This is a genomic window from Micromonospora sp. NPDC047644 (assembly GCF_040704315.1).
GTDB lineage: Bacteria > Actinomycetota > Actinomycetes > Mycobacteriales > Micromonosporaceae > Micromonospora.
In genome coordinates this window covers 27,000-45,462 of the sequence record NZ_JBEYSY010000020.1, presented here as the reverse complement: position 1 = coordinate 45,462, position 18,463 = coordinate 27,000, and the positions used below count along the sequence as shown (strand labels likewise).

16 protein-coding genes are annotated in these 18,463 nt (G+C 73.1%); 13 read left to right on the top strand and 3 right to left on the bottom strand.

Going from position 1 to position 18,463, the window contains the following annotated elements; translation table 11 throughout:
• Positions 1-57: 57 nt before the first annotated feature.
• From AB0877_RS27955 to AB0877_RS27940, 4 genes are all read left to right on the top strand, one after another.
• Positions 58-927, top strand: a complete 870-nt coding sequence (locus AB0877_RS27955; RefSeq protein WP_366612551.1) for a manganese catalase family protein — start codon at positions 58-60, stop codon at positions 925-927.
• A gap of 134 nt (positions 928-1,061) precedes the next feature.
• Positions 1,062-3,392 carry an endopeptidase La gene (gene lon, locus AB0877_RS27950; RefSeq protein WP_355009832.1) on the top strand — a complete coding sequence of 777 codons (2,331 nt, stop codon included), beginning with the start codon at positions 1,062-1,064 and terminating at the stop codon, positions 3,390-3,392.
• Between the two features lie 129 nt (positions 3,393-3,521).
• Entirely contained in the window at positions 3,522-3,926 is a 405-nt protein-coding gene (locus AB0877_RS27945; protein ID WP_366612550.1) for a DoxX family protein, read from the top strand.
• A 76-nt stretch (positions 3,927-4,002) separates the two neighbouring features.
• Entirely contained in the window at positions 4,003-5,181 is a 1,179-nt protein-coding gene (locus AB0877_RS27940; RefSeq protein ID WP_366612549.1) for a right-handed parallel beta-helix repeat-containing protein, read from the top strand.
• A gap of 55 nt (positions 5,182-5,236) precedes the next feature.
• On the opposite strand, the gene AB0877_RS27935 is transcribed toward AB0877_RS27940, so the two are convergent.
• Both AB0877_RS27935 and AB0877_RS27930 read right to left on the bottom strand, forming a co-directional pair.
• A complete protein-coding gene (locus AB0877_RS27935) occupies positions 5,237-6,970 on the bottom strand; it encodes a DEAD/DEAH box helicase (protein ID WP_366612548.1) in 1,734 nt (577 codons plus the stop codon).
• Positions 6,971-7,075: 105 nt separating this feature from the next.
• Positions 7,076-8,005 (bottom strand): hypothetical protein, encoded by a 930-nt coding sequence (locus tag AB0877_RS27930; RefSeq protein ID WP_366612547.1) that lies wholly within the window; start codon positions 8,003-8,005, stop codon positions 7,076-7,078.
• 132 nt (positions 8,006-8,137) lie between these two features.
• Here AB0877_RS27930 and AB0877_RS27925 point away from each other — a divergent pair, with 132 nt between their 5' ends.
• The 9 genes from AB0877_RS27925 to AB0877_RS27885 all read left to right on the top strand — a co-directional run bounded on the left by AB0877_RS27925 (position 8,138) and on the right by AB0877_RS27885 (position 17,149).
• The gene (locus AB0877_RS27925; protein ID WP_366612546.1) at positions 8,138-9,292 is read left to right on the top strand and encodes a histidine kinase; all 1,155 of its coding nucleotides are present in this window, start codon (positions 8,138-8,140) and stop codon (positions 9,290-9,292) included.
• Positions 9,289-9,894: a response regulator transcription factor gene (locus AB0877_RS27920; protein ID WP_366612545.1), complete on the top strand. Its 606-nt coding sequence runs from the start codon at positions 9,289-9,291 to the stop codon at positions 9,892-9,894. Before AB0877_RS27925 ends, AB0877_RS27920 begins: the two co-directional genes overlap by 4 nt.
• A 103-nt stretch (positions 9,895-9,997) precedes the next feature.
• Positions 9,998-10,519: a 2'-5' RNA ligase family protein gene (locus AB0877_RS27915; protein WP_366612544.1), complete on the top strand. Its 522-nt coding sequence runs from the start codon at positions 9,998-10,000 to the stop codon at positions 10,517-10,519.
• Between the two features lie 9 nt (positions 10,520-10,528).
• Positions 10,529-11,272 (top strand): winged helix-turn-helix domain-containing protein, encoded by a 744-nt coding sequence (locus tag AB0877_RS27910; protein ID WP_366612543.1) that lies wholly within the window; start codon positions 10,529-10,531, stop codon positions 11,270-11,272.
• Between the two features lie 72 nt (positions 11,273-11,344).
• Positions 11,345-12,373 (top strand): cytochrome P450, encoded by a 1,029-nt coding sequence (locus AB0877_RS27905; protein WP_366612542.1) that lies wholly within the window; start codon positions 11,345-11,347, stop codon positions 12,371-12,373.
• Positions 12,370-13,167 (top strand): isocitrate lyase/phosphoenolpyruvate mutase family protein, encoded by a 798-nt coding sequence (locus AB0877_RS27900; RefSeq protein WP_366612541.1) that lies wholly within the window; start codon positions 12,370-12,372, stop codon positions 13,165-13,167. The genes AB0877_RS27905 and AB0877_RS27900 overlap by 4 nt, the downstream gene beginning before the upstream one ends.
• 536 nt (positions 13,168-13,703) lie before the next feature.
• A complete protein-coding gene (locus tag AB0877_RS27895; protein WP_366612540.1) occupies positions 13,704-14,672 on the top strand; it encodes a DUF5715 family protein in 969 nt (322 codons plus the stop codon).
• 4 nt (positions 14,673-14,676) lie between these two features.
• The gene (locus tag AB0877_RS27890) at positions 14,677-16,266 is read left to right on the top strand and encodes an asparagine synthase-related protein (protein ID WP_366612539.1); all 1,590 of its coding nucleotides are present in this window, start codon (positions 14,677-14,679) and stop codon (positions 16,264-16,266) included.
• Between the two features lie 55 nt (positions 16,267-16,321).
• The gene (locus tag AB0877_RS27885; protein WP_366612538.1) at positions 16,322-17,149 is read left to right on the top strand and encodes a MerR family transcriptional regulator; all 828 of its coding nucleotides are present in this window, start codon (positions 16,322-16,324) and stop codon (positions 17,147-17,149) included.
• Positions 17,150-17,153: 4 nt separating this feature from the next.
• Here the strand turns inward: AB0877_RS27885 and AB0877_RS27880 are convergent, their stop codons facing one another.
• Positions 17,154-18,365 (bottom strand): SLC13 family permease, encoded by a 1,212-nt coding sequence (locus AB0877_RS27880; protein WP_366612537.1) that lies wholly within the window; start codon positions 18,363-18,365, stop codon positions 17,154-17,156.
• Between the last annotated feature and the right edge of the window lie 98 nt (positions 18,366-18,463).

The window sequence follows — 18,463 nt, the reverse complement described above, 5'->3', positions numbered from 1 at the left end:
TCGGGTCAGCCGGGCGGGAACGGCCTCGCTACCTGTTTCCGGTACCGAGGAGGTCGGATGTTCAGCCACGTGAAGGATCTGCAGTTCGAAGCCAAGCCGGACGGCCCGGATGCGGCGTTCGCCCGCCGGTTGCAGGAGGTGCTGGGCGGCAAGTGGGGCGAGATGACGGTCGCCAACCAGTACCTCTTCCAGGGTTGGAACTGCCGACTGCCCGGCAAGTACAAGGACCTGCTGCTCGACGTCGGCACGGAGGAGATGGGCCACGTCGAGATGATCGTCACGATGATCACCCGGCTGTTGGACAACGCGCCGCTGTCACTGACCGAGGGGATCGCGGAGGATCCCGGAGGCGCCGCGACCTACGCCGGTGAGAATCCGGCGCACTTCATCCACGGCGGAGGTGGCGCACTGCCCACCGACTCCAACGGGGTGCCCTGGAACGGCGCGTTCATCACCGCCAGCGGCAACCTGTTGGCCGACTTCCAGCTCAACGTCACCGCCGAGGCGCAGGGTCGGCTCCAGGTCGCCCGGTTGTTCCACATGACCGACGACCCGGGCGTCAAGCAGATGCTGCGCTTCCTGCTGGCCCGCGACACGATGCACCAGAACATGTGGCTGGCGGCCATCGAGCAGCTCAAGGAGGACGGGCTGGAGGAGATGCCGGTGCCGGAGGCGTTTCCGGACTCGGGCGAGTTCACCGAGGAGTACGGCTACACCTACCTGGGTTTCTCCTCGGGTACCGACGCCGCCCAGGGGCGCTGGGCGTCCGGGCCCTCGCCGGACGGCAAGGGGGAGTTCCGGTACGACGACAACCCGCGGGCGAACGCGCCGGAACCGGTGCTGGCCCCGGGTGACCCTCGTCTGTACGGCACGAACCCCGGGGTGGCCGGCTCGGTGGTGAACACGGTGAAGAGCAAGCTCACCTGAGGTGCCCGTCGGGTCGCCCACCGGTCCGGGGCGCCCCGACGGACCGGGTGCGGCAGTGGCCTGGGTCACAGCTTGGAACAAGGGGAACGCTTTGTTACTTGAGTGAGACACGCTCAACTAACGCGAGGTGTTCGATGGCAACTCTTCCGGTACTTCCCCTGACCGACGCCGTGCTGCTGCCCGGCATGGTCATCCCGGTGACCCTCGACCCCACCACCCAGGCCGCGATCGACGCGGCGCGGGCGACCGGCGACCGCAAGCTGCTGGCCGTGCCGCGCATCGACGGCGAGTACGGCCCGGTGGGCGTGGTCGCCACCATCGAAAAGGTCGGCCGCCTGCCCGAGGGCGAGCCCGCCGCCGTCATCCGTGGCCTGTCCCGGGCCCGGATCGGCTCCGGCGTGCCCGGCCCCGGCGCCGCCCTCTGGGTCGAGGCGACCGAACTCGACGAACCCGCCCACGCCGGTCGGGCCCGCGAACTCGCCCGCGAGTACCGCGCCCTGGTGACCTCCGTGCTCCAACAGCGGGGCGCCTGGCAGGTCATCGACGCGGTGGAGCGGATGACCGACCTCTCCGAGCTGGCCGACTCGGCCGGTTACGCGCCCTGGCTGACGCTGGAGCAGAAGACCGAGCTGCTGGCCGCCCCGGACGTCACCGCCCGGCTGGAGCTGCTGGTCGGCTGGGTGAAGGACTACCTGGCCGAGCAGGAGGTCACCGAGCAGATCAACAGTGACGTCCGCGAGGGGCTGGAGAAGTCCCAGCGCGAGTTCCTGCTGCGCCAGCAGCTCGCCGCGATCCGCAAGGAGCTGGGCGAGGACGAGCCGGACGGCTCCGCCGACTACCGGTCCCGCGTCGAGTCCGCCGAGCTGCCGGAGAAGGTCCGCGAGGCGGCCATGCGCGAGGTCGGCAAGCTGGAGCGGGCCAGTGACGCCTCCCCGGAGGCGGGCTGGATCCGTACCTGGCTGGACACCGTGCTCGAGATGCCCTGGGGCACGCGTACCGACGACAACACCGACCTGACCGCGGCCCGAGCGGTGCTCGACGCCGACCACGCCGGCCTCGCCGACGTCAAGGACCGCATCCTGGAGTACCTGGCGGTGCGCAATCGGCGCGCCGAGCGCAACCTCGGTGTGGTCGGCGGTCGCGGCTCCGGCGCGGTGCTCGCCCTCGCCGGTCCTCCCGGGGTGGGTAAGACCAGCCTCGGCGAGTCCGTGGCGCGGGCGCTCGGGCGCAACTTCGTCCGGGTCTCGCTCGGTGGTGTCCGCGACGAGGCGGAGATCCGCGGGCACCGGCGCACCTACGTGGGGGCGCTGCCCGGTCGGATCGTCCGCGCGCTGCGCGAGGCCGGTTCGATGAACCCCGTCGTGCTCCTCGACGAGGTGGACAAGCTGGCCGCCGGCTACGCCGGTGACCCGGCCGCCGCCCTGCTGGAGGTGCTCGACCCGGCCCAGAACCACACCTTCCGGGACCACTACCTGGAGGTCGACCTCGACCTGTCCGACGTGCTCTTCCTGGCCACCGCCAACGTGGTGGAGTCCATCCCCGGCCCCCTGCTGGACCGGATGGAGCTGGTCACCCTGGACGGGTACACCGAGGACGAGAAGGTCTCCATCGCCCGCGACCACCTGCTGCCCCGGCAGCGGGAGCGGGCCGGGCTGACCGCCGACGAGGTGGAGATCGCCGACGAGGCGTTGGCGCTGATCGCGGGGGAGTACACCCGGGAGGCCGGGGTCCGGCAGCTGGAACGTGGCCTCGCCAAGATCCTGCGCAAGGTGGCGGTGACGCTGGCGACCGATCCGTCGCCGGTACGCGTCGACACCGACAACCTCACCCGCTACCTGGGACGGCCGAAGTTCACCCCGGAGTCGGCCGAGCGCACCGCGGTGCCCGGCGTGGCCACCGGCCTCGCCGTCACCGGCGCCGGCGGGGACGTGCTCTTCATCGAGGCGACCAGCATGGAGGGAGAGCCGGGGCTGACCCTGACCGGCCAGCTCGGTGACGTGATGAAGGAGTCGGCGCAGATCGCGCTCTCCTACCTGCGCTCCAACGGGCGGCGGTTCGGCATCGACCCGAACGCCCTGGCGGGACGCCGGATCCACGTCCACTTCCCGGCGGGCGCGGTCCCCAAGGACGGTCCGAGCGCCGGCATCACCATGGTCACGGCCCTGGCGTCGCTGGTCACCGGCCGCCCGGTCCGTCCCGAGTTCGGGATGACCGGTGAGGTGACGCTCTCCGGTCGGGTGCTGCCGATCGGTGGGGTGAAGCAGAAGCTGCTGGCCGCGCACCGGGCCGGCCTCACCGAGGTCATCATCCCGGCGCGCAACGAGCCCGACCTGGACGACCTGCCGACCGAGGTGCGCGAGGCGCTGACCGTGCACACCCTGGCCGACGTGGCCGACGTGCTCGCCCTGGCGCTGCGCCCGGCCGACGTGAAGACGCTGGACGGGCCGGCTCTCTTCGCGGTCTGACGCTCCGACGATCCGGGCCCCCGCCGTCTTGCGACGGTGGGGGCCCTTTCGGTACGCGGGGAGAGGTCTACTGTCTCGTCTGCGCCGTCCCACCTCTCCGCCGCGAGGCGGCCCCCTGGAGGAACCCCCGTGAACGTGGTGCTCTGGATCATTCAGTTCCTGCTGGCCGCCGTCTTCGCCGGTGCCGGGTTGGCCAAGCTGAGCCAGCCCAAGGAGAAGTTGCGTGACGTGATGCGGTGGGTGGACCCGGTCCCGCCGTCGCAGGTCAAGTCGCTCGGCGCGGTCGAGGTGCTGGCCGCCGTCGGGCTCGTCCTGCCCGCTGCCACCGGCATCGCCACAGTGCTCACCCCGCTCGCCGCCGTCGGGCTGGTCATCGTCATGGTCGGCGGCCTCCTGGTGCACCTGCGGGCCGGCAGGCAGCAGACCACCCAGCAGGGGCGTCGTACCGAGATCCAGGGCGCGGTCACCTGCGCGGTGCTGCTCGTCCTCGCCGCCGTGGTGGCCTGGGGCCGTTTCGGCCCGTACGCCCTCTGAGTCGCATCGGCGAGCACGCGACAATGCACAGTAGAGTCTGCCCGCCGCGCGAGGTGGCACTCAACGGGGGAGAGGCATGGAACCGATCGTGAGCGCATCTAATCCACCGAGCCGACGGTTGGGACGGCGGGTGCTCTTCGCCGGTGGCGCGGGCGCCGCGGTGGCGACCACGGTGGCCACCCTCGCCGGTGCCGAACAGGCGGGATCGCCGCCCGTCACGACCGTGCGGGAGGCCCCGCTCAGCCTCCGGGACCCCCGGGTCGGCTGCCGCCTCGACGGCAGTGACGAGTCGGACAAGGTCACCACGGCGCTGAACCTGCTGCCGGCCGGTGGCGGGGAGATCTTCCAACCGGTGGGCGCGCTCGGTCTCGGATCGGAGGTCCGCTTCCCGACGAGTGTGACCTGGACCGGCGAGAACATCGGAGCCGCGATCATCCAGCCGGCCCCGGGCTACACGGGTCGCCTGGTCTCGAGCGGTAAGTACAACCAGATCTCCAACGTGCACTTCTACGGCATGCGGACCTCCAACGTGCTGTTGACCGTCCGTGGTCCGCGATCGACCTTCCACCACCTGCACTTCGGCAACTCGGGCAGCCACGCGATCGAGTTCCTCGGCAAGGACGCGGAGACCAGCGCCCACGCCAACAAGATCACCGACATCAACATCGAGGACTGCCTCGGCGTCGGCATCCTCGTGAACAAGGTCGCGTACGACAACGAGTTCCTCAACGTCTGGGTCGGTGAGTGCCAGACCGGGATACGGCTGCTGGACAGCGCCTGCTTCTTCGACAACCTGCATGTCTGGGGTTGCCGGGGCAACGGCGTGGAACTGCGCGAACCCGCCCACCGGAACATCTTCCAGAACGTCTACCTGGAGTCGAACGGCACGAGTGGCACCGGCAGCGGTGCCGACCTGCGGCAGGTCTGGGGCACCCAGTTCATCGGCGGCCGGCTGTGGCGCAACGCCACCAACGGCATCGAGGTCGCCTCATCCGGCCGTACCCGGGTCATGGGGCTCGACATCCACGACAACGGCGCGAACGGGATCCTCGGCCGCGACGCCGACCTGTGCCAGGTGATCGGCAACCAGTTCTACGACGACGCGACGCCCCGCCGCCAGGACCGACCGATCATGACGGTCGGCACCAGCAACAACTGGATCGTCACCAACAACGTGATGCGGGCGTACGACCACCGCTCCGGTGGCGCGTCGCTGGTCGGGGCCGACAACGTGGTCAACGGAAACATCGGCTGACACCGGCGGGGCGGCGGGTGCCCCGGTCTCTCCCGCCGCCTCGCCGACCGCGTTCTCAGCGCTCGTCGCCGCCGCGGTCGCGGCGCACGGTGGCCTTGCGGCCCTTGATCGTGCTGGAGCGCAAGCCGGAGATGACCTCGTCGGCCACCCCCTGCGGCACCTCCACCAGTGAGAACCGGTCGGCGATCTCGATCGAGCCGATGTCCCGGCCGCGGATGCCGGTCTCACCGGTGATCGCGCCGACCAGATCCTGCGGGCGCACCCCGGCGCGTCGACCCAGGCCGACGAAAACCTGGACGGTGTTGCCGCCGCCGGAGCGCGGCCGGCCCCCGCCGCGCCGGTCGCCGCCCCGGCCGCCGGCCTCCGGTCGGCCCTCGCGCGACCCACGGACCGGAGCCTGCGGAATCTCCTCCTCGTCGTCGGAGCCCGGCGACGTCACCTCGTGGGCCAGCTTCACGGCGGCGAGGGCGACCTCCATCAGGTCGAACTCGTCGGTCAACGTCTCCACGATCACCCGGAACGGGTCGAGGTCGTCCTCCAGCAGGCTCTCCCGCAGGGCCGCCTGGGTCAGCTCCAGCCGCCGGGTGCGCATGTCGGCCACGGTGGGGATCTTGTCGATGGTGATCCGCTGGCCGGTCACCCGCTCGATGGTCTTGAGCATCCGGTGCTCGCGCGGCTCGGCGAGGGTGATCGCCACGCCCTCGCGGCCAGCCCGACCCACCCGACCGATCCGGTGCACGTACGACTCCGGCGCGGACGGCACGTCGTAGTTGACCACGTGGGTCAACTGCTCGACGTCCAGCCCACGCGCCGCCACGTCGGTAGCCACCAGCAGGTCCGCGGTGCCCGCCCGCAGCCGGCCCATGACCCGGTCGCGCTGCTCCTGGCTCATGCCACCGTGCAGCGCCTCGGAGCGGTAGCCCCGGCCGTTCATCGTCTCGGTCAACCGGTCGACCTCCTCCCGGCTGCGGCAGAACACGATCGCCGCGGTCGGGGACTCCACGTCCAACACCCGACCCAGCGCGGCCGGCTTGTGCGCCCGGGTCACGATGTACGCGCTCTGCCGCACCCGGGGCGCCTCACCCGCGACCGGTTGCTCCCGGCCGATCTCGATCCGCACCGGTTCGCGCAGGTGCTGGCGGGCCATCCCGTCGATGCGCGAGGGCATGGTGGCTGAGAAGAGCACCGTCTGTCGCTGCGTCGGAGCGTGCTCCAGGATCGCCTCGATGTCCTCGGCGAAGCCCATGTCGAGCATCTCGTCGGCCTCGTCGAGCACCACCGTGGCCAACCCGCCGAGGCGCAGGGTGCCCCGGGCGATGTGGTCGAGGGCCCGGCCCGGGGTGGCCACCACCACGTCGACACCGCTGTCCAGTGCCCGCAACTGCCGCCCGATCGGCTGCCCACCGTAGATCGGCAGCACCCGCGCGCCCAGGTCCTTGCCGTAGCGGTGGAACGCCTCGGAGACCTGTACCGCCAGCTCCCGGGTCGGCACCAGCACCAGCGCCACCGGGTCGCCGCCCCGTCGGTGCGCCGTCATGAGGTTCAGCAGCGGCAGCGCGAACGCGGCCGTCTTGCCGGTGCCGGTGGCCGCCTGCCCCAGCAGGTCCCGACCCTCCAGCAGCGGTGGGATAGCCTCCCGCTGGATGGGGGTCGGCTCCTCGTACCCGAGGGCGGCGAGCGCGCCCAGCAGCTCGGCGCGGAGCCCGAGTTCGGTGAAGGCGCTCACCTCGTCGGTGCCGTCGGGGGTGGCGTCGATCGGTGCGTCGTGCTGTGCAGGTGCGGAACTCATGTGCCAAGCCTTTCATCATGCCCTCCGGGCCGTTGCGGCGACCGCCACAAGAGCTGTCCCCGGACCCGTGCCACGGCTGTTCGGCGACCCTTGCGGCGGCCCCGGTCAGGCGTCGGTGGTCAGGATGGCCAGCACCATCACCGCGGCGAGGGCCACGTCGAGCACCGCGCAGAACTCGGCGTAGCCGCGCGGCACCACCCGGTGGTTGCGGTGGTGCACGACGTCCCAGCCGGCGTGCGCCAACCACCCGAGCGCCACCAGCCAGGCGGCGGTCCGCCCACCGGCCAGCACCGCGACCAGCGTCAGGGCGACCCAGACGGCCAGGCCGGCGAGTTGGGTGGCGAGCACGCCCCGCCCGCCCAGCGTGCGGCGGGCCATGCCGATCAGCAGGTAGCCGCCGGGCAGCACCAGCATCGTCCACGGGCTGAGCACGCCCGGGTCGACCCACATGTCCGCGGTCAGCAGCAGCACCAGCCCGGCCGGCCAGCGGTGGGCGAGCGCCACCACGACCGGGTGTCGGCGTACCGGCACGGAGGCTTCGTGTCGGTGCCGGAGGGCCACCAGCACCATCGCGGGGACCATCAGCAGGTGACCGCCGAGCATCAGCGCGTCGGCGTCGATCAGCGCGGCCCGAAACGGCACGAGCAGCAGCAGGAACGGGACGTACATCGCGGCGGCCATCTCAGCGACCGCGTGCCAGCGGTGCGCCCGGTAGCGCATCACCACCGTCATTCCCACTGTCATGTTCGTGGCCATCACCAGTGCGGCGACCTCCGGCCGGGCCAGCGCGCCGCCCACGCCCAGCGCCGCGCCGGCCAGCTCCCACAACGGTCCGAGCAGCAGCATCCCGGCGACCATCGCCAGGGCCATCTCGCCCAGGTGCCACAGCAACCGCCGCCTGCTGCTGGCCGGTGCCGCAGCGGTCGGCGCCGCCGTGGTCGGTGTCGGGGCCGAGGAGGCCGGCGCGTCGGTGGGCAGGGGCGCGGGCGACGGTACGGCGGTGCGGCCGTCCGCGTACATCCGGGTGTTTTCCATGCCTCGACCCTGCCGGTGCCCCCGGTGTGGCCGGCAGACCCGTTCGTCACGGAAAAACCGTGCGGACCGCACGGCCCAACCGTGACAGTTCGCATGGGTGGACCACGCGCGGGGCGGTCCTAGGATCGGTGCGTGGCGAGCGAGGCGGTGACTCCGCGGGCGGACCGCCGGCTGCGCCGCGTCCGGCGGGCGACGCTGGTGTCGCTGGCCACCGGCGGGTGGGCGAGCGTCCTGCTGCCGGCGGTCGGCCTGACCCGCGAGCCCGACCCGGGCCGGGTGACACTCGGCGCGGTCGGCATCCTCGCCTTCGTGATCGCCCAGACCGTCGTCCTGTACGCGGCCGTGACGCCGTGGCTCGACCCGCGTTGGCGGCATCGGGCCGAGCTGAGCCTGGTCGGGGTGGCGGTGCTGACCGTTCCGCTGGTGGGCCCGGTGGCGGCCGGCAGGTGGCCGACCTGGGCCTGGCTCGGTGCGGCGCTGATCAGCATGACGCCGCTGCTGGTGCGGTGGCGGGCCGCGCTGGCGGTCGCGGTCGGCGTCCTGGCGGTGTCGGTCGCGGTGGCCTGGTGGACCGGTGGTTCGGTGCCGCGCCACCTCGCCGTGACCGGCGCGATCGGCGCGGCGGGCGCCGCCGTCAACGGGTTCCAGGTCTGGTTCTGGGACCTGCTCGTGGAGGCCCGGCAGGGCCAGGCAGCCCAGGCCCGGCTGGCCGCCGTCGAGGAACGGCTGCGCTTCGCCCGCGACGTGCACGACGTCCTGGGGCACCGCCTCACGGTGATCGCGTTGAAGGCCGAACTCGCCGCCCGGCTCGCGCCGGTCGACCCGGAACGAGCCGGACGGGAGGCCGCCGAGGTGCAACGGTTGGCCGCCTCCGCGCTGGGCGAGGTACGCGAGACGGTACACGGCTATCGGGCCGTCGACCTCGACGAACAGCTCGCCGCGGTGGTCGGGGTGTTGCGCTCCTGCGGGGTGCGCTGCACGGTTGCGCCGCTGCCGGCGGACCTGCCGCAGCCCGCCGCCGTCGAGCTGGCGGCGGTGTTGCGCGAGGCGAGCACCAACGTGATGCGGCACAGCCGGGCCGACTGGTGCCGGATCCGCGTCGAGCGGGAGGATGACGTGGCCAGGATGACGGTGGCCAACGACGGCGTCGACGGCCGTGGCCCGGACGCGCACAGCCACGGCCTGCGCGGGCTGGCCGACCGGCTCGCCGCCGCCGGGGGCGAGTTGCGGGTACGCCGGGAGGACGCGATCTTCACCCTCGAAGCCACAGTGCCGGTGCCGTCGTGATCCGCGTCCTGCTGGCCGACGACGAGGACCTGATCCGGGTCGCCGTCGCCGCGCTGCTCGCCCTGGAACCGGACATCGAGGTGGTGGCGCACGCCGCCGACGGGAAGACCGCCGTCAGCGCGGCACTGGCGCACCGCCCGGACGTGGCAGTGGTGGACCTGGAGATGCCCGGCCTGGACGGCATCGCGGTAGCCGCCGAGCTGACCCGGGTCCGACCCGAGTGCGCGGTGGTCGTGCTGACCGGGCACGGTCGTCCCGGGCACCTGCGCCAGGCGTTGACCGCCGGCGCCCGTGGGTTCCTGCCCAAGGGCTCACCGGGTGCGGCGCTCGCCGATGTGGTCCGCCGGGTGCACACCGGAGGGCGCTACGTCGATCCGTCGCTGGCCGCCGACGCGTTGACCCTGCCCCCGTGCCCGCTGACCCCTCGGGAACTGGAGACGCTGCGGCTGGTGGAGGTCGGCGCGCCGGTCGCGGTGATCGCCCGTCGGGTGCACCTGTCCACCGGGACCGTGCGCAACCACCTCTCCGCCGCCGTGCAGAAGCTCGGCGTCGCCGACCGTGCCGAGGCCGTCCGCACCGCTCGGGACAACGGCTGGCTCTGACCGTCGACACCGGCGGCGCGCGCCGGGAAGGACCGCGAGCACTCTCCGGCGCTGATCTCGAAAGCCGCGGGGGTGGCGTGGACCGTCCGGCTACCGTGGGCGCGTGCGTACGGTGGAACTGCTCTGCTCGCCCGGCCTGGAGGTCGCGGTCCGGGCGGTCTGGGGCCGCCTGGCCGCCGCCGGGCTGCCCAGCCTGGCCCGCAACATCCACCCCACCAACCGCCCGCACCTCACCCTCGCCGCCGTCGACGAGTTCCCGCCGGGGGTCGAGCACCGCCTGGCCGGGCTGTTCGACGCCGCGCTGCCGGTGCCGGTGACGCTCGACCGGGTCGTCGTCCTGGACGGCAGCGCGCCACTGGTCTGGCTCGTCCGACCCACTCCGGCGCTGACCGCGCTGCACGCCGCCGTCTGGGACGTTCTCGCCGATGCCGACGGACACCGCCCGTGGCACGCCCCCGATGCCTGGGTGCCGCACCTGAGCCTGGCCCTGCGGTTCCGCGACGCCGACCTGCGGTTGGCGCGTGCCGTGGCCGGTGGGCAGCGCCCGACCGGCGACTTCGACGCCGCCCGCAGTTACGACGGCACGGACCGCTCGGTGACCGCGCTGACCCGACTCCCTTCCTAGACTGGGGCGATGAGCGTTGGCACCGACGGTCGGGGGATGGCCGAGCTGGCGGCCCTGCTGGCCGACGGCACCCGCGCCGGGATGTGTCTGGCGCTGCTCGACGGGCGGGCATGGACCGCCGGTGAGCTGGCCCGGCGCGCCGGTGTCGCCCCGTCGACGGCCAGCGACCACCTCACCCGACTCGTCCGCGGTGGGCTGCTCGTGGAGGAACGGCAGGGCCGCCACCGTTACCTGCGACTGGCCGGGCCGTCGGTGGCCCAGCTCATCGAGGACCTGGCCGGGCACGCCCCGGCCACGCCCACCCCGACCGGGTCGCTGCGCGCGGCGACCGCGAGCGCTTCCCTGGCGTACGCCCGGACCTGCTACGACCACCTCGCCGGGCGGCTGGGCGTGCTGATGTACGACGCGATGCTCAGCGAGCGCCGACTCGACCGGGCCAGTGGCTTGGCGCTCACGCCCGACGGGTGGGCCTGGGCAGCCGGCGTGGGCGTACCCGTGGACGTGCTGCGCGCCGCCCGCCGCCCGGTGGTCCGCGACTGTCTGGACTGGACCGAACGCCGCCCGCACCTGGCCGGGGCGCTCGGCGCGGCGCTCTGCCGCCGCTTCACCGAGTTGGGCTGGATCAGCCAGGGCATCGGCCGCGCCGTCCGTCTCACTCCCACCGGCCGCCCCGGCCTGGCCGCCGCGCTCGCCATCCCCGAACACACCCTCGACCCGCCGGTGGTCCCGTCGCCCACGAGCGGTCGCGCCTGACCGGCGAGCAGCGGGTGACCATGGCAGGATCGTTCGGTCCGGGGCGAACGGTTCGCGCCCTACGGTCGGGCGGTGACTCTCAACTGGCCGCCCATCGCGCCCGCCCCGGGAACACCGTCGTGTGGACCGCCCTCGTTCGAACCGGAGCGCGGTTGGTGGGTGACCCGGCACGCCGACGTGCGGGCGGCGCTCACCGACCCGGCGTTCCAGGTGCCGGCCGTCGACACCGGTCCGCCCGGCACCCTCGCCTGGTTGCGTGCCACGGTCAGCCGGTTCAGTCCACCGCTGCGGCACGCCGACCGTCGGGCGGTCGCAGTGCGCGCGCTGGCCCCGCTCGACCCGGACGACCTGCGCTTGGAGGCGGTGCGGCTGACCGTGGCCGTTCTCCACCGCGCCGAGCACCGCGTCGACGTGATGCGGGAACTGGCCCGGCCGGTGCCGCTGCGGACGCTGGCCGGTCGCCTCGGTTTCGCTGATCCGGTAGCCGCCGGGACGGCGGTCGCGGTCGTCGCGGCGGCGTACCACCCGGGGGTGGACCCGGCCCTGACCGCGCGGGCCGACCGGGCGGTGACGGCGCTGCTGGCGCTCGCGCCGCAGGGTTCACCGGAGGTACGGGCGAACCTGATCGGTCTGCTGGTCCAGGCGTGTGATGCCACCGCCGGCCTGATCGGCGCCGCCGCCCATCACCTGCTGCCCCCGGGTGGCGCGCCGACCACGGCACGGACCGCCGACCTGCTGGCCGAGGTGCTGCGCCTCGACCCACCGGTCCGGGCCACCCGACGGGTGACCGTCGACGAGGTACGCCTGGGCGGGCAGGATCTGCCGGTCGGAAGCCCGGTGCTGCTGCGCTTCGACGCGGCCAACCGTGACCCGCAGGTGTTCAGCGAACCCGCGACGTTCCGGCCCGGTCGGCCCGGTGCCGGGCTGCTGACCTTCGGGGCGGGGGAGCGGGGTTGTCCCGGCGACCGGCACGCGCTGGCGCTCGCCACCGGTGTGCTCGACGTGCTGCGGGAACGCTGCCGGCGCGACCCGGACCCGTTGCGGCACGAACCGCACCCGACCCTGCGGGTGCCGACAACCCTGGAGGTGAGCGTCCGATGATCGAACGTCGGGCCGCGTTCCACGCCCTGCACCGCGCCGGCCGCCCCCTGCTGTTGCCCAACGCGTGGGACCACGCCTCGGCGGCGATGCTCGCCGCGCGTGGGCATCCGGCCATCGGCACCACCAGCCTCGGGGTGGCCGCGACCGCCGGCCTTCCCGACGGCGTCGCGGCCACCGCGGCGCAGACCCTCGCCCTGACCCGCCGGCTGGCTCGGCTGCCGGTGCTGCTGAGCGTGGACGTGGAGGCCGGATTCAGCGACGACCCGGCCGAGGTCGCCGAATACGTCCGGGAGTTGGCCGGGGTCGGCGTGGTCGGGATCAACCTGGAGGACGGGCGCGCCGATGGCACCCTCGCCGACACCGAGGTCGCCGCTGCCAAGATCGTGGCGGTGAAGGCGGCGGTGCCGGAGCTGTTCGTCAACGCCCGCACCGACACCTGGTGGCTCGGGGTGCAGGACCCACTGCCGCAGACCCTCGCTCGCGCTCGTGCCTACCGGATGGCCGGTGCCGACGGGATCTTCGTGCCCGGGACGTCCGACCTGGCCACCCTGCGCGACCTCACCGAGCGGATCGACGCTCCGGTCAACGCGCTGTACCAGCCGGGCGGCCCAGGGCTGGCCGAGTTGGGCGCGGCTGGGGTGGCCCGGGTCAGCACCGGCTCGCTGCTGTTCCGGGCCGCGCTGGGCGCCGCGCTCGCCACCGCCGACGCCGTCCGTGACGGCGGGTCCACCGCCGCGGGGGGACTGCCGTCGTACGCCGAGGTGCAGGCCCTGGTGTCGACGGGCGGCGACTGACAGCGGCGGCGGCCTGGACGCGCGACGGTGCGTGGCGGGCTCGGCCTTGGCTCATGCTCTGCGTCCCGCCGGCGGGGCCGTGTTCGGGCCCGCGCGGGACAGCCCGGTGAGTGGTGGGTGATGGGTCGGTCGGCGCCTTTGGAGCTGAATCGTTTGTGACATCACGGGCCCGCTTGCTTCGGGCTTCGGGCTTCGGGCTTCGGGCTTCGGGCTTCGGGCTTCGGGCTTCGGGCTTCGGGCTCCGCGCTCCGCGCTCCGCGCTCCGCACACGGCGCTCCGGGCTTCGGGCTTCGGGCTGGCGCTCAGGTGGTCTGCCCAGGCGGGCCGCCGCCAGGACGGGGCGCGGCGGTGGCGATTCGTTGACGGCATCAGCTCCAAAGGCGCCACACCGCGATGGCACCGCCCGGGGCCGGTGCGTCGTGCGCGCACCCTTCGAGGGTAGATAGGAGGAATGTTCGGTCCGTTCCGGTCCCGATGATTACGGTGTGTTTCAGGGCGAACCTACCCAGTGCCGTGACCGGAGAGAGGGACCCGTCATGCGAGTGCCCAGCCGAAGCCCGGGACAGCAGCCCGGTTCGCCTCCGTCGCCCACTGCTCCGGCCCGCCGTCGACCGTCCGGTGCGACCCCCCGCCGCGCGTCCGCCCCCGCTCCCGACCTGTCCGCCTACCGGGCCGCCGTCGCCGAGCTGCTGGTCGAGGTCGGCGCGCTGGCCGACGCGGCGAGCACCCGGGCCCGGCAGGTGCTCATCGACGAGCGGCTGCGGGAACCGGCGCTCGCCGCCGTCCTCGACGCCACCCCGCAGGGGCTGATCGGCGCGCGCGAGACGTTGCTGCTGGAGATGGCCCGCTACCAGCCGAACGACCGCACCTCGGCGACCGACCTCAGCGCGCTGGTCCGGATCTACCTGCTCTCCCGCATCGACGTGCTGTGGTGGCAGGACGCGCCGACCTTCGTCACCGACGACCAGGTCAACGGCAGCCCCGAGCTGGTCGACCTGGAGTGGCTGCGCCGCCGCGACCTGCTGCGCTTCCGGTACCAGGAGCAGCCCGGCACGATACTGGGCCGGGCGGCCCGCGGGCTGCGTCGCCGGCTGCGACCCGACGCCACCCCGCGCACCGCGGGGCTGCTGTTCCGCCGCGCCCGGCGTGAGGTGGTGGCGCTGCTCAACGACATCGGACGGGAGTTCACCGCCGTCGCGCCGCCGGCCACCCCGCCGCTCTGGGTGACCAGCCTGGTCCGCAGCGCCGAGCACCAGTACCGGCTGCGCCGTCTGGGCTACGCCGCGATGCTGCCCAGCGGGCACTGCCTCGGCTACTCGGCCGACGTCGAGTTGGCCTGGTTCGAGCGTTTCGGCGCGCGCGAGGCGCTGGCGGAGCTGCTGCTGAGCCGGCAGGAGGCCGGTGAGCTGAACGTGATCGACGAGGGGCAGGCCTGGCACCTGTGTCTCGCGCCCACCGCCCGGCGTCGCCTCCGCCGGTCGTACGAGGCTGAGATGGGGGTCTGAGCCGGTGTGCGGCATCGCGTTGAGCATCGGCCCCGAGGCCGACCCGGCGACCTTCCGGCGGATGCTCGCCGCCCTGGCCCCGCGTGGTGAGGTCACCGAGACCCGGTCCGAGAATGGGCTGCTCGCCGGCACCCGGCGGCTGCGCATCGTGGACCGGGACCGGGCGGTGCAGCCCTGGACGTCGACCGACGAGCGGTGGCTGCTCTGCTTCAACGGGGAGATCTTCAACCACCGGGAGTTGCGGGCGCAGCTGACCCGCCTGGGGCAGGCCTTCCGCACCGAGAGCGACACCGAGGTGCTGCTGGCCGCGTTCCAGCAGTGGGGCGAGGCGGCGGTGACCCGGCTGCGCGGCGAGTACGCCTTCGCGGTCGTCGAGCGGGCCACCGGCCGGGCGTACCTGGCCCGCGACCCGCTCGGGGTCAAGCCGTTGTACTGGTCCCGTCGACCCGGCTGCCTGTACCTCGCCTCCGAGGTCAAGGCGCTCGTCGGGCACGGCGCCCCGATCGTCGAGGTGCCGCCCGGGCATCACGGCTGGGCGGAGGCGGACGGGCAGGTACGACTGAGCCCGTACGTCGACCTGCTCACCATCGCCGACGGCCTGCCGGTCATCGACGACCCGGACGAGGCCGCGCTGCTGGTCCGCGCCGCGCTCAGCGACTCGATCCGGATGCGGGTGGAGACCGACCTGACCGTCGGGGTGGTGCTCTCCGGTGGCCTGGACAGCTCGTTGACCCTGCGGCAGGTCCGCGACATCCACCCGGACTGCGTCGCGGTGACCGTCGGAGTCGCGGACAGCCCCGACGTGGCGTACGCCCGGCGGCTCGCCGCCGACCTCGACGTGCCGCACGTCGTGGTCGAGCTGCGCCCGCGCGACATCCGGCTCGCCGACGTCCGCGAGGCCATCCGGATCTCCGAGCTGACCGAGTACGGCGACATCATCAACGCGGTCGTCTCGGTGCCGATCTTCCGGCGGCTCCGCGATCTGGGCATCAAGGTGGTGCTGACCGGCGACGGCTCCGACGAGCTGTTCGGCGGGTACCCGATGTACCACAGGGTCGGCCCGGCGGCGGCCCGCCGACTGTTCCTGCACCGCATCCGCAACCTGTGCCGCACCGAGTTGCAGCGCGTCGACCGGGCCGCGATGGCGTACGGCGTGGAGGCCCGGGTGCCGTTTCTCGACCTCAGCGTGGTGGAGTTGGCGATGCGGTTGCCGGTGGATCTGAAGCTGCGCCACGGGCAGGAGAAGTGGATCGTCCGGCGGGCGTTCGCCGACGTGCTGCCGGACTACATCCTCCGCCGTCGGAAGAACCCGATGTCGTACTCGTCGGGGTTGCACGAGCGGGTCCGGCTGTACAAGCCGCTCTTCGCCCGGCTGCACCGCTCCTTCGGCTACGACCTGCAGGAGCCGGTCCGTCGGGACTTCGACACCGTGCTGAGCCGCTGCGGCAACGACCTGGACCGGGCCATCGCCGACGGGTTGACCCGCACCGATTACACGGTGCTGGAGCACGCCCGCGACCTGGTCGGCGCGGCCAGGTGGAACGCCGCTCCGATGGTCCGCCGGCTGGTCGGCCCGCGCCCCGCCCGCCACTGACGGCTGCCCCGCCGCTTGACTCTGACACGGTGTCAGGGACGAGTGTGAGGGGGCCATGTTCACCATCGGAGACTTCGCCAGACTCGGCCGGGTGTCGGTGCGGATGCTGCGCCACTACGACAGCATCGGCCTGCTGCCCCCGGCCAGCGTCGACCCGCACACCGGCTACCGGTTCTACCGCGCCGACCAGCTGCGCCGGCTCAACCGGGTGATCGCCCTCAAGGAGTTGGGCCTCACCCTCGAACAGGTGCGTTCGATCGTCGACGACGCCGTCGACGTGGCCGAGCTGCGCGGCATGTTGCGGCTGCGTCGAAGCCAGCTGGCGGAGCAGTTGGCCGCCGACACGGCCCGGCTGACGGCGGTTGAGGCGAGGCTCCGCATGATCGAGTCGGAGGGTCGGATGACCACCCAGGACGTCGTCCTCAAGGAGATCGCGCCGGTCCGCGTGGCGGAGCTGACCGCCGTCGCGCCCAGTTACCAGGGTGCGGACATCGGCCCGGTGATCCAGCCGCTCTACCCGGAGTTGTTCCGTCGGCTGGCCGCCGCCGGGGTCAACCCGACGGGGCCGAGCATCGCCTGGTACGAGCCCGTCGACCCGGGAGGTGACGCTGTCGTCGTCCACGCCGGTGTGCTCGTCGACGCCGAACCGTCCGCGGCGCCCGACGTCACGGTTTGCGACCTGCCGCACCTTGGTACCGCCGCGACGATCATTCATCACGGGGCGATGGACGACGTCGAGCCGAGCATGCAGGCGCTCGCCCGGTGGATCGAGGAGAACGGCTACCGCACCGACGGTTTCGCCCGGGAGGTCTACCTCGACTACAGCCCGGACACCCCGGAGAAGGGCGTCACCGAGCTTCAGGTCGCGGTGTACCGCGGCTGAGCGTTCAGTTCACCAGCAGCAGCGCGCCGACCGCGGCCAGCGTCGCGGTGACCGCCAGCAGGGTGCTGGTCAGCACGAAGCGGGTCACCGGCACCGTGACCCGGGCCGCCCGGCAGCGCTCGAACCACAGCAGGGTGGCCAGGGACGCCCAGGGGGCGGCCAGCGGGCCGACGTTGGTGCCGATCAGCAGGGCCAGCAGGCGGGTGTGGTCAGCGGCCGGCAGCACCGACTCGCCGGCCAGGTAGGCGGGCAGGTTGTTCACCGCGTTGGCGAGCAGCGCTCCGGTGCCACCGGCACGCAGGGCCCCCAGGGCGCCACCGTCGGCACCGATCAGGGTGCCGACCAGGTCGTCCAGCCCGTGCCGGCCGAGGGTCTGCACCACCAGGAACAGGCCGGTGACGAAGAACAGCAGGCGCACCGGGACCAGTCCCGGGCGCAGCGTTGCGGGGGAGCGGACCAGGAACCCGACCAGCACCAGCGCGAGCCCGACGGTGGAGGCGATCTCGATCTCCACGCCGGCGAGGATGCCGGCGACGAAGATCAGGCAACCGGCCAGCGCCGTACGGTGCAGCACCGGGTCGGCCGGCACGTGCCGGGTCGGCGGGACGAAGCGCCCGCCGGCGGGCCGCTCCCGCCGCCACCATCCGAACCAGAGCAGGGCCATGGTTACCGTCACGGCGGCGAGCTGTGGCAACGCCATGCGAGCCGCGTACGTCAGCGGTGCCAGCCCGACCCGGTCGGCGGCCAGCAGGTTGGTCAGGTTCGACACCGGCAGCAGCAGGCTCGCGGTGTTCGCCAACCAGACCGTGGTGACGGCGAGCGGGGCGGCGGGGATGCGCAGGTTCCGGGCCAGCGCGAGCAGCACCGGGGTGAGCAGCACGGCCGTGGTGTCGAGGTTGAGGACGAGGGTGGTCAGCGTGGCGAGACCGCCGCAGAGCAGGAACAGTGCGGCCCACCTGCCTCGGGAGGCGATGGCCAGTCGGCTGGCCAGCACGTCGAAGACACCGGCGACCGCGGTCAGCTCGGCGAGCACGATCACGGTGCCGAGGAACAGCAGCAGCGGCAGGATCCGGTGCAGGGTGGCGGTGGTCTCCGCGCGGGGGAGCAGCCCGCTCAGCGCGCAGGCCGCCCCGACCACGGCGAGCACGGCCGCCACCAGGTCCAGCGGGTGGGGCCGCCAGCGTGTGGTCGGTTCGGGCGGGGCTGCGAGGGTCACAAGTGTTCACGTTGACACAGGGTCTGACCAGGCGCCCGGCAACCCCACGCCCTGGTGACCAGCCCCACCGTGGCGGACTGCCGCCGGAGATGGGGCGG

Bases quoted from the DNA above. Each gene is read 5' to 3' on its own strand.
- AB0877_RS27885 (WP_366612538.1), top strand. From the start codon at position 16,322: ATGTTCACCATCGGAGACTTCGCCAGACTCGGCCGGGTGTCGGTGCGG.
- AB0877_RS27935 (WP_366612548.1), bottom strand. From the start codon at position 6,970: ATGAGTTCCGCACCTGCACAGCACGACGCACCGATCGACGCCACCCCC.
- AB0877_RS27900 (WP_366612541.1), top strand. From the start codon at position 12,370: ATGATCGAACGTCGGGCCGCGTTCCACGCCCTGCACCGCGCCGGCCGC.
- AB0877_RS27910 (WP_366612543.1), top strand. From the start codon at position 10,529: ATGAGCGTTGGCACCGACGGTCGGGGGATGGCCGAGCTGGCGGCCCTG.
- lon (WP_355009832.1), top strand. From the start codon at position 1,062: ATGGCAACTCTTCCGGTACTTCCCCTGACCGACGCCGTGCTGCTGCCC.
- AB0877_RS27955 (WP_366612551.1), top strand. From the start codon at position 58: ATGTTCAGCCACGTGAAGGATCTGCAGTTCGAAGCCAAGCCGGACGGC.
- AB0877_RS27930 (WP_366612547.1), bottom strand. From the start codon at position 8,005: ATGGAAAACACCCGGATGTACGCGGACGGCCGCACCGCCGTACCGTCG.
- AB0877_RS27940 (WP_366612549.1), top strand. From the start codon at position 4,003: ATGGAACCGATCGTGAGCGCATCTAATCCACCGAGCCGACGGTTGGGA.
- AB0877_RS27895 (WP_366612540.1), top strand. From the start codon at position 13,704: ATGCGAGTGCCCAGCCGAAGCCCGGGACAGCAGCCCGGTTCGCCTCCG.